The 12,821-nt window shown below is 73.2% G+C and carries 11 protein-coding genes; 6 read left to right on the top strand and 5 right to left on the bottom strand.

Annotated features, from left to right (window positions below; genetic code table 11):
- Window positions 1-19: 19 nt before the first annotated feature.
- Genes MUE36_06300 through MUE36_06290 form a run of 3 tightly spaced genes read right to left on the bottom strand, consistent with a single transcriptional unit; the run spans window position 20 to window position 3,260 of the window.
- On the bottom strand, window positions 20-1,177 hold the full coding sequence (locus tag MUE36_06300; GenBank protein ID MCU0310535.1) for a thiolase domain-containing protein: 1,158 nt from the start codon (window positions 1,175-1,177) through the stop codon (window positions 20-22).
- Window positions 1,174-2,244 carry a lipid-transfer protein gene (locus MUE36_06295; protein ID MCU0310534.1) on the bottom strand — a complete coding sequence of 357 codons (1,071 nt, stop codon included), beginning with the start codon at window positions 2,242-2,244 and terminating at the stop codon, window positions 1,174-1,176. Before MUE36_06295 ends, MUE36_06300 begins: the two co-directional genes overlap by 4 nt.
- The gene (locus MUE36_06290; protein ID MCU0310533.1) at window positions 2,244-3,260 is read right to left on the bottom strand and encodes an OB-fold domain-containing protein; all 1,017 of its coding nucleotides are present in this window, start codon (window positions 3,258-3,260) and stop codon (window positions 2,244-2,246) included. Before MUE36_06290 ends, MUE36_06295 begins: the two co-directional genes overlap by 1 nt.
- A gap of 136 nt (window positions 3,261-3,396) precedes the next feature.
- Between MUE36_06290 and MUE36_06285 the strand changes: the two genes are divergently transcribed.
- Together MUE36_06285 and MUE36_06280 are read left to right on the top strand one after the other, a co-directional pair.
- Window positions 3,397-3,741 carry a hypothetical protein gene (locus tag MUE36_06285; protein MCU0310532.1) on the top strand — a complete coding sequence of 115 codons (345 nt, stop codon included), beginning with the start codon at window positions 3,397-3,399 and terminating at the stop codon, window positions 3,739-3,741.
- Window positions 3,742-3,802: 61 nt separating this feature from the next.
- A complete protein-coding gene (locus MUE36_06280) occupies window positions 3,803-5,932 on the top strand; it encodes an FUSC family protein (GenBank protein MCU0310531.1) in 2,130 nt (709 codons plus the stop codon).
- A 16-nt stretch (window positions 5,933-5,948) separates the two neighbouring features.
- On the opposite strand, the gene MUE36_06275 is transcribed toward MUE36_06280, so the two are convergent.
- Window positions 5,949-6,593 carry a NifU family protein gene (locus MUE36_06275; protein ID MCU0310530.1) on the bottom strand — a complete coding sequence of 215 codons (645 nt, stop codon included), beginning with the start codon at window positions 6,591-6,593 and terminating at the stop codon, window positions 5,949-5,951.
- Window positions 6,594-6,899: 306 nt separating this feature from the next.
- On the opposite strand from MUE36_06275, the gene MUE36_06270 reads away from it, so the two are divergent.
- From MUE36_06270 to MUE36_06255, 4 genes are read left to right on the top strand one after another with little or no spacing between them, the layout of a single operon-like run.
- The gene (locus MUE36_06270; protein ID MCU0310529.1) at window positions 6,900-8,690 is read left to right on the top strand and encodes an ABC-F family ATP-binding cassette domain-containing protein; all 1,791 of its coding nucleotides are present in this window, start codon (window positions 6,900-6,902) and stop codon (window positions 8,688-8,690) included.
- Window positions 8,691-8,737: 47 nt separating this feature from the next.
- Window positions 8,738-10,303 (top strand): hypothetical protein, encoded by a 1,566-nt coding sequence (locus MUE36_06265; GenBank protein MCU0310528.1) that lies wholly within the window; start codon window positions 8,738-8,740, stop codon window positions 10,301-10,303.
- The gene (locus tag MUE36_06260) at window positions 10,300-11,022 is read left to right on the top strand and encodes an ABC transporter ATP-binding protein (protein MCU0310527.1); all 723 of its coding nucleotides are present in this window, start codon (window positions 10,300-10,302) and stop codon (window positions 11,020-11,022) included. The genes MUE36_06265 and MUE36_06260 overlap by 4 nt, the downstream gene beginning before the upstream one ends.
- Window positions 11,023-11,026: 4 nt before the next feature.
- Window positions 11,027-11,866: a DUF3097 domain-containing protein gene (locus tag MUE36_06255; protein ID MCU0310526.1), complete on the top strand. Its 840-nt coding sequence runs from the start codon at window positions 11,027-11,029 to the stop codon at window positions 11,864-11,866.
- 27 nt (window positions 11,867-11,893) lie between these two features.
- On the opposite strand, the gene MUE36_06250 is transcribed toward MUE36_06255, so the two are convergent.
- Window positions 11,894-12,817, bottom strand: a complete 924-nt coding sequence (locus MUE36_06250) for a hypothetical protein (protein MCU0310525.1) — start codon at window positions 12,815-12,817, stop codon at window positions 11,894-11,896.
- Between the last annotated feature and the right edge of the window lie 4 nt (window positions 12,818-12,821).

Raw genomic sequence — 12,821 nt, 5'->3', positions numbered from 1 at the left:
TCCAGACTGCGCCGCCGAGCTAGCCCAACGGGTCGAGGGAGCTCCCGACCGCCCACATGGCGTAGAACTGGGCGTTGGCCCCGTACGCCTGGGCGAGCGCCAGCTTGGCGCCCCCCACCTGGTGCTCCCCGGCCTGGCCGCGCACCTGCAGCGCGGCCTCGGAGAAGCGCAACAGGCCCGAGGCGCCGATCGGGTTCGACGAGAGCACCCCGCCCGACATGTTCACGGGGAACGATCCCGTGAGCTCGGTGTCGCCGTTGGCCGTCATCTGCCATCCCTCACCGGGGGCGGCGATGTCGTGGGCCTCGAGCCACATCGGCTCGTACCACGAGAAGGGCACATAGAGCTCGGCGCAGTCGATCTGCTCTCGCGGGTTGGTGATGCCGACCGCCTTGTAGATCTCGTCCGAGCACATGTGGGCCCCCTTGGGGCTGACCGGATCCCGGCCCGCGAACGTGGACGGCTCGGACTTCATGGCGGTGGCCAGCACCCACGCGGGCGGCTTCGACGCTGCCTTGCCCCCGGCTTCGTCGGTGAACACCACCGCGCACGCGCCGTCGGAGGAGGGGCACGACTCCAGGAAGTGGAGGGGGTCCCACATCATCGGGGACTCCTTGACCTTCTCGATGGTGATGTCGGCCAGCTTGAGGTGGGCGTAGGGGTTCTTGGCCCCGTTCAGGCGGTCCTTGACGGCCACCTTCCAGCCCACGTCCTCGGGTGCGCCCGAGCGGCGGATGTAGGCCCGGATGAACGGTGCGAACGCACCACCGGCGCCGATCGAGCCGCCCTTGCCGCCCCCGAGGGCGAACTGGGCGTTGCCCTCGGACTGCTTCTCGAAAGCCACCGACAGGACGCGCTTGTGCCGACCGCTCGACACGAGGTGCGCCCCGACGATGCCCGTCGAGCCGCCCACCGATCCGGCGGTGTGCACCCGGAACATGGGCTTGCCGTTGGCGCCGAGGGCGTCGGCGAGGAACATCTCGGGCTTCATGACGCCCTCGAAGAGGTCGGGGGCCTTGCCGAGGACCACGGCGTCGATGTCGCCCCAGTCCATGTTGGCGTCCTCGAGGGCGCGGACGGCCGCCTCGCGGACGAGGCCGGCGATGGAGACGTCGCCCCGCCGCTTCTTGTGGTGGGTCTGACCGATGCCGACGACGGCTACGGGCTGGTGGCTCATTCGTCACCCTCCAGGATCGCAACGAGGTTCTGTTGGAGGCAGGGACCGGACGTGGCGTGGGCCAGGGTGCGGTGCTTGCCGTTCTCCGTGATCTGCTTGGCGGCTTCGATCATGCGGATGAGCCCGGTGACCATCACCGGGTTGGCCCCGAGGGCACCCCCGGAGGGGTTGACCTCGGTGGCGTCGCCCAGGCCGAGGGCCTCGGTGAGGATCAGCTCCTGGTAGCTCACCGGGGCGGAGAGCTCGGCCACCTCGACCGGCCCGGCGGCGAGGCCGGCGCCTGCGGCGGCCTGCTCGGTCGAGACCGACCGGGTGAGGTCGTGGCGCAGCGTGGGCAGGTGGGGCTCGATGCGGTGGTCGATGCCCGTGATCCAGGCCGGGCGCTCGCACAGCTCGTAGGCCCGCTGACCCCTCGCCAGCACCACCGCGGCACAGCCGTCCGTGGTGGTCCAGAGGTCGTGGCGGCGCAGCGGGTTTCGCACGTACGGCTCGGCGAGCAGCTCCTCCACCGAGTGCTGACCGGACACGAGGGCGTGCTCGTTGGTCTCGGCGGCGGCGAGGTTGCGCGACACCACCTCGGCGAAGTCGGCCTCGGTGGCCTTGCCCGACTCGAGCAGCGCCCGGGCCTGCAGCGCGGCGAGGGAGTAGGGGTCGGCGCCGAGCGGCGTCAGGTAGTAGGGGTCCATCTCGATCGTGTAGAGCGTCTCGGGGTCGGAGTTGGAGTTCTTCCCCACCCCGGCGGCGACGGCGGTGTCGATGTCGCCCTGGAGGAGGCGGACGTAGGCCTCGTAGAGCGCCCAGGCCCCGTCCATCTCCACGTGGGACTCGTTGATGGGTGGCCACGCGCCGTAGGCGTCGACGTTGGACACGAAGGAGAAGGCCTGCCCCGACAGGTAGTCGCAGGATCCCGACACGGTGAACCCGATGTCGTCCTTGGTGAGGCCGGCGCTCTTGATCGCGCCGGCGACCACCGGGAGCATCATCGAGGTCTCGGTCTGGTCGGTCCGTGCCAGCAACGGCGAGATGGCGTAGCCGACGATGGCGATGTCGTTCTCGGTCCTGGGCATCACATCATCCGTTCCACGTAGTTCTCGGCCGGTTCGTCGGGCTGGCCAGTCGACTGCCAGCCCCGGATGCAGTCACCGCCGACACCCCACCCCCGGTTGCCGACGTCGTCGACGTTGCGCTCCTCGGGCGGCGCCCACACGCACTCGACGTGCATGCCGACCCGGACCTCGGAGGCGGGGATGCCGAGCACGGACTGCTGGCTGAGCACGGCGTCGGTGCCGTCGAGCAGGATCGAGCAGCGCACGAACGGCTCCGTCTCGGTCTGGCCCGGGTACGGCGTCGGGGTGATGATCGTGAAGTTGGTGACGACGCCCTTGTCGGGCACGTCGATCAGGTGGGACTCGTCGAGCTCGATGGCGTCGACGCAGCACAGGCCACGAGGCCCCACGTAGATCCGGTTGCACATCGGGCACTGCTGGCCGATGAGCTTGCCGTCGAGCAGCGAGCGCATCCAGATCAGCGTGGCCGGCGCGGTGTTGTCGACGTAGGTGAGGTCGCAGTCCATCTCCATGTGGTCGACGGGCAGCTCGTCGGGGACGGCCCACGGTTCGCCGGCGCCCTCGCTGAGGCTGTCGTCGGCGGCGGGGACGAACGCCTCGAGGTCGTCGATGCGACCCTCTCGCTCCGCTCGCCAGCGGGGCTCCACCCGCATCCCGATCGACACGGCGTCGGGCGACCCGACGTCGACGGCGTGGAACATCGGGGTGTCGGCCCCGTCGAGCTGGACGAACGCGAACGCGAACGGGTGGTCGAGGGGGTGCAGGTGCGTGGGCCGGTCCACCCACGTCCAGTTGACGACGGTCCCCTTCGGCCCGACCTTCACGAAGTCGGAGCCGGCGGCGGCGCCGTTCTCGGGGTCGTACTCGAGCGGCGGCGCGATGACCCGGTCACCGACCCTGACCCCGATGAGGGTCTGGTCGGCCAGCGCCGACGCGAAGGCCCCGATGGTGGGGCCCAGCGTGCGCTGGAAGGGGAACTGGAGCCGGAAGACCGACTCGTGGACGACATCTGCCATGGACGTAGCTCCTCGTGGTCGACCAGAGGTCTCAACTCCGGCAACGTACCGATAGTTCGCATCGTGAAGCAAGTTTGTGCCGACCACCCCGCACGGCGGACCGCGCTCCGACCCCCGGCCATGAGAGCATGGGGGGATGAGCCGGGAGCCCGAGCACCCTGACGGCGGGTACACGGGGTGGACCGAGGCCGAGGAAGCCCACTTCTGGACGGTCGGGGGCGGCTCGGTCCTCCCGAGCGGCTTCGACGAGATCGCTCGCCCGCCCTACCGGCCGTACCCATCCGCGACCTACGCCTGGCTCGGCAGGTTGCTCGGCGCGTTCCTGCTCATCCCGTCGGTCATCGGTCTCGCCGTCGGCGTGCGCGCCGCGCTGAAGGGCAACCGGTGGGGCTGGGCGGCCTCGGTCTTCTGCGTGCTCACGGCCGTGTTCTGGGTGTGGGTGATCACCGGCGGGCTGTCGTCGCCGCCCGACGGACCCTGACCCGGACCTCGCGCCGCCAGCCAGGACGCGCCGGACCGCCGGGCTGATCCATCATGGCGAGGTGCGGTTCGTCCACGACCCCGGCGGGACGAACCTCCGCAAGGGTCTCCGCGCCGCGATCATCGTCCCGGTCGTCTACGGCGCCACGGGAGCGGCGGTCGGGTCCACCGCCGCCCTGTACGCAGCCTTCGCGTCGTTCGCGTCGCTCGTGTTCGCCGACTTCCAGGGGACGGCGCGCCGCAAGGTCGAGGGCTACGCGACCCTCGCCGTGATCGGCGCCGTGCTCGTGCTGGTCGGGAGCGCCTCGGCCGGCCGGGCGGCGGTCGCGGTGGCGGCGATCGCCACGGTCACCTTCGTCATCCGCTTCGTGGGCTGCCTGGGCGGCTACGCCATCGCCGCCGGGACCACGCTGATGCTCGCCTTCGCCCTCTCGGTGATGACCCGTCCGGTCGTGGAGCTCGACCAGCGGGTCGGAGGTTGGGTGCTGGGGTGCATCGTCGCCGGGCTGGGCGCGCTGGTCGCGCCCCTCCACCGCCCGCCCGTGGCCCGCGACCGTCTCGCCGCCCAGAGCCGAGCGCTGGCCGCACGACTCCGGGCGCTCGCCGAGGACGCCGACCTCCCCGACCTCGACATCACGCTCGCCCGCCAGGTGCGCGAGGACCTCGCCCGGGCCCCCGGCCGCCCGCTGGTCGCGACCGTGGGCCAGACCGCCCTCACCGGATTGCTCGACGCCATCGGCCGGGCGACGTTGATCCTCGAGCACATGAGCCCGGGCCCCTCCCCGTTCGACGACGTCGAACGTCGGCTGGCCCGTACCGCCGCGTCGACGTTCGACGCGGCCGCCGAGGCCCTCGCCGGGGGTCCGCCGGCCGACCTCGTGCCCGCCCGCGACGCCCTGGTCGAGCACCGCGACGCCGTGGTGGCCGGTCTGCGCGGCGACGACCCGGCGGCGCGGCGCAGCATCGAGGACGGCGCGGTGCGGGCGACCCGGCTGCGCCTGGTGACCTCCCTCGCCGCCGTCGCCGCGGCCGACGCCTCCATCTGGGCCGGCCACCGGCCCCCCGACACCATCCAGCTCGACGTCGAGGTGGAGGTGCCCAAGAGCGGGACCGCGGCGTTCCTGGCCCGCGCCCGGAGGACGCTCGGCTTCCACCTGCGATGGCAGAGCACCCGGTTCCGCAACAGCCTCCGCGCCGCCGCCGCCCTCGCGCTCTCGTTGGCGGTGGCCCGAGCCGTCGACTTCGACCACGGCTTCTGGGTGGTCCTCGGCACCCTCATGGTGCTGCGTAGCGGCGTGAACGACACCGCCGTGACGGCGGTGCAAGCGTTGCGGGGCACGGTGATCGGCTTCGCCCTCGCCGCCCCGATCGCCTTCGCGGCGAACGGCCAGGACGGGCTGTTGTGGGTGCTCCTCCCGGCGGCCACCTTCCTCGCCGCCTGGGCACCCGGGGCCGTGGGCCTGGGCAGCGGCCAGGCGGCGTTCACGGTGTTCGTCGTCGTCCTGTTCAACCTCGCCGAGCCGTCGGGAGCCCAGACCGCCGTGCTGCGCCTCGAGACCGTCGCCACCGGGATCGCCGTCGCCGTGGTCGCGGGGTTCGTCTTCTGGCCACGCGGCCCCGAGGGCAGCCTGGCCCCCATGGCCGCCCGGCTCTACCGCGCCTCGGCCGCCACCGTGCGGGCGGTGAGCGCCGAGGTGCTCGGGCTCTCCGGGGGACCGGAGGGCCTGCGACGGGCGAGGACGGACCTGATCGCCACCCGCGAGGAGCTCGAGGAGACGCTGCAGGAGCTGACCAACGACCGCCGGGCGTCGGTCCTGCTCGCCGACCGGGTGGCGATGATGACGCCGCCGGCGCTCGTCATCTCCGGGGACTGGACCCGCCGGAACTTCGGTCTCGGCCCCACCGCGCCCGACGAGGGCCGGCGACCGCCCGTCGCGCTCGAGGCGCGGGCCTTCGAGACCGAGGCGGGGTTCACCGCCGTGGCCTCCTGGCTCGACGACGCGTCCGCACCGACCCGCCCGCTCCCCCGGCCCGAGGGCGAGCCCCCTCCGTCCGACGGCGTGGACCCCGAGGACTACCTGCGGATGATCTGGCTGTGGGCCTGGCTCAGCACGCTCGAGCGGTCGCTGGCCCACACCTCCGACGCCACCGTCGCCGCCGTCCGCAGCCTCCCGACGCAGTGGTGGCGCTGACCGTCGGCGGCGTGCGTCAGGTGTAGAAGGGGTTGTCGCCGGCGTTGTGGTCGGTCACATCCACGACCTCGGTGATCGCCGGGATCGCCTCGAGGATCGCCACCTGGATGCCTTCACGCAGCGTGGCGGCGCTCATTGCACAACCCTGGCAGCCGCCCCCCATCGTGAGGAAGGCCGTGGCGCCCTCCACGCCCACGAGCTCGGCGTAGCCGCCGTGGGAGGCCAGGCTCGGGTTGATGGACTCGTCGAGGAGCTGGCGGACCTGGTCGGGGACGTCGCCGGTGAGCACGATGTCCTTGCCGGCCAACGGGTTCGGTCGGTTGGGGTTCCGGATCACGAGGCCGGCCTGGCCCGGGTTGCGCGGCACGTCGAGGGTGGAGCCGGCCATGCGCTCGACGCTGTCGGCGGCCACCACGACGCTGAGGCCGCCCTGCACGGACAGGTCGTCCTCCGGGTCGGCGTCGGACACCGCCTCGAAGGCCAGGTCGTAGGTGTAGTCCGGCCCGGCGACGCCGGTGATCTCGACACGCAGGCAGAGGCTGCCCGGATCGTCCTCGCCGTTGCGGATCTCGAGCACCCGCTCCAGCGCCTCGGGGGTCACCGCCAGGACCACGGCGGGCCCGGCCTCGGCGTCAGCAGTGGTGTCGGCATCGATGCTCATCGCGGTGGCCCTTCGGGAGAAAACTCGGTCGTGTCCGTGGAAATGAGCGTACCGCGCTGGCCGAACCTCGCCACGGGCGTCACGACACGTACTGGCCCCGGGCGAACAGCGCGGCGAGCACCAGCGCCGAGCACCCCGAGTCGGCGAGGACACCCGCCCGGGCCGGCGGGGACCGTCGCCTGCCACCGCGGCGTGGCGACGTCGACGTCCACGGGCGGGGGCAGGGATCTGGTCGAAGCCGGACGCTCGGGCACGGTCGTCGGGGCGGGACGAGGCGACGGGGCGGGCCCTCGTTAGCCTCGCGGCGTGATCCTCGTGGACCTCGACGAGGTGACGATGAGCCGGCCGGGGCGGCCGCTGTTCTCCCGGCTCTCCCTCACCGTCGCCACCGGTGACCGTCTCGGCGTCGTCGGCCTGAACGGGTGCGGGAAGTCCACCCTGCTCTCCGTCATGACCGGCGAGGCCGACCCGGAGGCCGGTGTCGTGCGTCGCGGCCGGGGCGTCCGCGTCGCGGCGCTGGTCCAGCGTCCGGTGCTGCCACCGGGCCCGGTGCTCGCCGCGGTGGAGGAGGTCGCCGAGCAGGCGTGGGAGGCCGCCGCCGTCCTCGACCACCTCGGGATGACCCCGCTGGCCGGGGCCGACACCGCCGCGCTCTCCGGAGGGCAGGCCAAGCGGGTGGCCCTCGCCCGCACCCTGGTCGCCGAGAGCGACCTCTTGGTGCTCGACGAGCCGACCAACCACCTCGACATCGACGCCGTGGCATGGCTCGAGGAACGCCTCGCCGCCCACCGCGGCGGGCTCGTGCTCGTCACCCACGACCGCCACGTGCTCGATCGGGTGACCACCCAGGTCCTCGAGCTCGACCGGGGACGCGGCCACCTCCACGACGGCGGCTACGGCGCCTACCTCGAGGGTCGGGCCGAGCGGGAGGAGAAGGCCGCCTCGGACGAGTCGACCCGGCGGGTGCTCGCTCGCAAGGAGCTGGCCTGGCTGCGGCGGGGCGCCCCGGCGCGCACCCGCAAGCCCAAGGCGCGGATCGAGTCCGCCACCGCGATCGTGGAGGGTCGCGCCGAGGCCCCGGCCCGCGTCGGGATCCCCGACCTGCACCTGGGGACGCCCCGGCTCGGCGACAAGGTCGTCGAGCTCCACGACGCCGGCTTCGCCCACGACGCGCCGGCGCCGCTCTTCGCCGGCCTCGACCTGGCGCTGGACCCCCGGGAGCGGCTCGGCATCGTGGGCCCGAACGGTGTCGGCAAGTCCACCCTGCTCGACCTCGTCGCCGGCCGCCGCTCCCCCACCACGGGACGGGTGGTGCACGGACCGACGGTGCGGCTCGGGTACTACGACCAGAACGGCGTGGAGCTCGACCCGGGCCGACGCGTGCGCGACGCCCTGGTCGGAGAGCACCGGGTGCCCGACTGGCGTGACGCCGCGCTGCTCGAATCGTTCTGGTTCGACGCCGACGCCCAATGGGCCCCCGTCGGCCTGCTCTCCGGCGGGGAACGCCGACGTCTCCAACTCCTGATCGTGCTCGCCGCGCAGCCCAACGTCCTCCTGCTCGACGAGCCCACCAACGACCTCGACCTCGACACGCTGCGCGTCCTCGAGGAGTTCCTCGACGAATGGCCCGGCGCGCTCGTCGTGGTGTCCCACGACCGTGCGTTCCTCGAGCGGACCGTCACGGACGTGCTCGTCATGGACGGCGCCGGTACCCCCGCCCGCCGCCCGGGCGGTTACGCGGCGTGGGAGGAGGAGCGCCGGGCCCGGCGGGCGCCGGGTCGCGCCACGGCGGCGCCCCCGACCCCCCGGGCGGCCCCCACCCCCCGAACCGCCGACGCGCGGACGCCGACGGCTCCGACCCGGAGCGCGAGCACGCTGCGACGCCTCCTCAAGGACGCCGAGAAGGACGTGGGACGGCTGGCCCGTGAGCGGCACCGGATCGAGGGGGAGCTCGCCACGCGCGCCGGCACCGCCGGGCACGCCGAGCTGCGCGCCCTCGGCGACGAGCTGGCCGACGTGCGGGGCCGGCTCGAGGTCGCCGAGGAGCGCTGGCTGGCCGTCGCCGAGGAGGCCGAGGAGGCCGCGCGGCGTTCGTGACCGACGCGGGATCCCGGCACCGACGGCCACAAGTAGCGTGTCCGGACGTGATCGCCGTCGAGGAACCCGAGGTCGCCCTCGTCGACCTTCGGAAGACCCGACGGTCGAACCGGCTCGCCCACGTCCACTGGATCGACGCCCTCTACCGCGTCTACATCGTGGGCTTCCTGGGCGTCATCGCCGTCGCCCTCGGCGCCGACCAGCTCCCCGGCGAGTCGGTCACCCCCACCGACGCCGTCACGTTCGCCCGCGTCGCTCCCGCCTGGCTGGGCCTCGGCATCGCCGTCGCCGTCGCCGTCGGGATCCGATCCGGTTCGCGCGGCGGACCGCTCGTCCTCGAGGCCCCGGTGGTCGTCCACGAGCTCAACGCCCCGGTCGACCGCGCCGCCGTCCTCCGCGGCCCTGCGGTGAAGCAGCTCCGCTTCCTGGCCTTCAGCGGGGCGGTGGTGGGGGCCATCACCGGCGAGCTGGCCTCCCAGCGCCTGCCCGTGAACGTCGTGGCCGCGGTCGTCGCCTGCGCCGTGACCTTCGCCCTCGCCGGCGTGCTCGCCTCCGGAACAGCCATGGTGGTCTCCACCCGGCGGATCCGGTGGTGGCCGGCCAACGCCATCGCGGCCCTCGTCATCGGATGGTCGGCGCTCGACATCGTCCTCGAGATCCGGACCTCGCCGCTCACCTGGCTCGCCGCCGTGGCGTTCTGGCCGATCACGTTCACCGCCCTCGCGCTCGTGGGTGTCGCAGTGGCCGTCGCGATCCCGCTCCTCGGGGTGGCGAGGATCGGCAACCTCTCCACCGAGGCCGCGCTGCGGCGAGCCGGGCTGGTGGCGCAGCTCCGCTTCGCCGTCACCCTGCAGGACGTGCGCACGGTCGTGCTCCTGCGCCGGCAGCTCTCCCAGGAGAAGCCCCGCCTCCGGCCCTGGATCCGCATCCGACGGGCGGCGACGAAGAGCCGGGTGCCCCCCATCTGGAAGCGGGACTGGCAGAGCTACTTCCGCTTCCCGCTCGTCCGCCTCGTCCGCATGGTGTTCGTCGCCGGCATCGCCGGGCTGGCCCTCGGCGTCGCCTGGCGGGGCACGCCGGCGGCGATCATCGTCGCCGGGATCGCCCTCTTCGTCGCCGCCTACGACGCCGCCGAACCCGTCGCCCAGGAGGTGGACCACCCGACTCGCTGGGACAGCTACCCGGAGGATCCCGGACGCTTCCTGCTCAACCACCTCCCGGCCTCCTTCGTCGTGATGGTCGTGCTGTGCCTGGTCGCCGCAGCCACCGCCATGATCCTCGCCCCGGCCGAGGTCGTGCTGCGCCTCACGGGGGTCCTGGTCGTCCCGGTCGCCCTGGCTGCGGCCATCGCCGCCACGATCTCCACCGCCCAGGGCGCCCCCGACAGCGCCACGCTGTCGAACCTCGGCCCCGACGTCATGGGGTGGGTGATGCTGGCCCGTGTCATCATCCCCCCCGCCATCGTGGTCGTGTCCCTGCTACCGCTGCTCTCGGCGGGCTCCGACCCGGCCACCCTCGACCCCGCCCGCGTCGCCAACAACACCACCTGGGTGCTGTTCCTCGTGGCCGGGGCCTTCCTGTACCTGCGAACCCGGAAGCCGAAGCACCTGTGAGCTTTCTCGACATCAGGCCACCTCGGAACGACGACGTCGACGCCTCGCTGGCGCTGCACACCTTCGAGCTCGGCAAGGACTACGGCGACGGCATGGGCCTCACCGAGCTCGACCTGCGGGTCCCCTCCGGTGAGCTGGTGATGCTGGTCGGGCCCAACGGTGCCGGGAAGTCGACCTTCCTCGGACTGGCCTCGGGCATGCTCGAGCCGACCACCGGCGCGGCGTACGTGCACGGCGGAACGGCGGGGAGCGTCGAGGCCCGGGCCGCGTTGTCCTACCTCCCGGACAGCCCGGTGCTCTACGACGACCTCAGCCTCATGGAGCACATCGAGTTCGTCGCCCGTCTCCACCGCACCGTGGAGTGGGAGGACTACGCCGACGACCTCCTCGACATGTTCGGTCTCACCGAGCGCGCCGACGACCTGCCGTCCCGGTTCAGCCGTGGTCTCAAGCAGAAGACGGGCCTGATCCTGGGGCTCATACGGCCGTTCCGGCTCATGTTGATCGACGAGCCCTTCGTGGGCCTCGACACCCCGGGCCAGGAGACGCTCGTCGAGATCCTGAGCGACGTCGTCGAGCAGGGCGCCACGGTGATCTGCTCGACGCACCAACTCGACCTGGTGCCGGCGGCGACGCGGTGCGTGGGGCTACGCGACGGCGAGCTGGCCTACGACGGACCCGCCACAGCGGAGAAGATCCGAGAGCTCGTCGGCGGCTGAGGCGGTGGGGGCACGCGACGAGCCCTACATGCGGGGCATCCTCTCGGAACCGCTCGACCTCGACGGAGGCGCTCCCCGGGTGCGACGGGCGCCCCGCCGGGTCGAGGCGGTGCCCGGGCTGCGGGTGACCGTGCGCGCCGACCGACGCGACGGCGTGGTGGTCGCCTGCACGAAGCAGGTCGTCGTCCTGCGAGGCGACGACGGTCGGGATCGACCGGTGCGGCTGGTGGACGGCGCCTTCGCCGTCGCCGGCGACCGCGTCACGCTGGTCCCTCCGAGGGCCCGGCGCGACGAGCGTTCCCGCATCACGGCCTCGGGTTCGGTGGCCGTGCCCGGGGCGCCGGCGAGGACGGCCCGGGCCGGCCGCATCCTTGTCGAGGGCCGCCACGACGCCGAGCTCGTCGAGAAGGTCTGGGGCGACGACCTGCGCCTCGAAGGCGTCGTCGTCGAGGTGCTCGCCGGGGCCGATCACCTCGACGAGGTCGTGCGGGGCTTCGGTCCGGGGCCGGGGCGGCGACTCGGGGTCCTGCTCGACCACCTCGTGGCCGACTCGAAGGAGAGCCGCCTCGCCGAGGGCATCGACCACCCCGACGTCCTGATCACCGGCCACCCGTTCGTCGACGTGTGGGCGGCCGTCAAGCCCTCCGTGGTCGGCATCGACGCCTGGCCCGAGGTGGCGAAGGGTCGGCCCTGGAAGGAGGGGGTGTGCGCGTCGCTCGGCGTCGACGATCCCCGAGCGTTCTGGGCCCGGGTGCTCGGGTCGGTGACGAGCTACGCCGACCTCCACGCCTCCCTCGTCGGCGCCGTCGAGCGTCTGATCGACTTCGTCACCGAGCCCGGCTGACCGGGGTGCGGCCGGGGCTGCGCCACCTCACGCGGATGCGGCCGCCGCGACGCGCAGGGCCCGGAGGAGCACGTCGGGGTCGCCGAGACGGTGACGGAGGAGGCGCTCGAGGCCACCGATCGGGACGAGGTTCTGCGGCGCACGCGGGTCCTTCTGGGGCACGGAGGCGAAACGGGGAAGGGTGGCGCTGACCCGATCGGCGAGGGCGACGGCCTCGGCGACGGACGTGTCGGCCACCGCCTCGAGGCGGACGATCCCCGCCCACCCGTGGTGCACCTCACCGGGGAGGCGCAGATACCACGACCAGCGCGGCCACGGTGCGCCGAGCAGCAGCAGCGGGGTGCGCTCGCCGGGAGCGAGGGCGGCGACCACCTCGCGGACGAGCGCCGGACCGTAGGTGGCGTGGTGGGTCTTGACGTAGCCGACGAAGCCCGGGGCGTGCAGTCCTCCGCGCAACGGGCCATCGGCGACCACGACGTCGACGTCGTCGGCCCACCTTGCCACCTCCGCCTCGAGGTCGCCCATGGCCCGCTGGAGCCGCAACGAGACGACGTCGGGCTCGTCCGACGTGGTGGGGAACGGATCGAAGCGACCGTGGCGGGTCGTGAGGGCCTCGGCGCCCTCGACGGGCACGAACAGCGCCCGCCGCACCTCGGCGACCACGACCTCGGCGGTCGCCGCGCAGCGCACCACGCCGGCGGCGAACGACGCGCAGATCCCACGATGCACGTCGCCGGCGTCAGAGGTGACGATCACGTTGGCGTCGATTCGGCGGACCCCGTCGACGAACGCCACGGCGTCGAACGGGGCGGTGGCCCGGGGGCGACGCGGGGCCCACTCCCCGACCGCAGCCTCGGCCCAGGGATCGACGGCCGTCGAACCCTCGACGAGGCCCATGGCCCCGGTCGGGCTGCCGTAGTCGGGCGCCCACGACTCGACGGCGAAGCGCACGCCC

The organism is Acidimicrobiales bacterium, assembly GCA_025455885.1.
Lineage (GTDB): Bacteria > Actinomycetota > Acidimicrobiia > Acidimicrobiales > Acidimicrobilacustridaceae > Rhabdothermincola_A.
Note: the sequence above shows the minus strand (reverse complement) of the source record. Positions and strands in the feature narration are given on the sequence as shown.

Coding starts and splice junctions, on each gene's coding strand:
- MUE36_06275 (MCU0310530.1), bottom strand. CDS start 6,593: ATGAGCATCGATGCCGACACCACTGCTGACGCCGAGGCCGGGCCCGCC.
- MUE36_06285 (MCU0310532.1), top strand. CDS start 3,397: ATGAGCCGGGAGCCCGAGCACCCTGACGGCGGGTACACGGGGTGGACC.
- MUE36_06290 (MCU0310533.1), bottom strand. CDS start 3,260: ATGGCAGATGTCGTCCACGAGTCGGTCTTCCGGCTCCAGTTCCCCTTC.
- MUE36_06300 (MCU0310535.1), bottom strand. CDS start 1,177: ATGAGCCACCAGCCCGTAGCCGTCGTCGGCATCGGTCAGACCCACCAC.
- MUE36_06295 (MCU0310534.1), bottom strand. CDS start 2,244: ATGCCCAGGACCGAGAACGACATCGCCATCGTCGGCTACGCCATCTCG.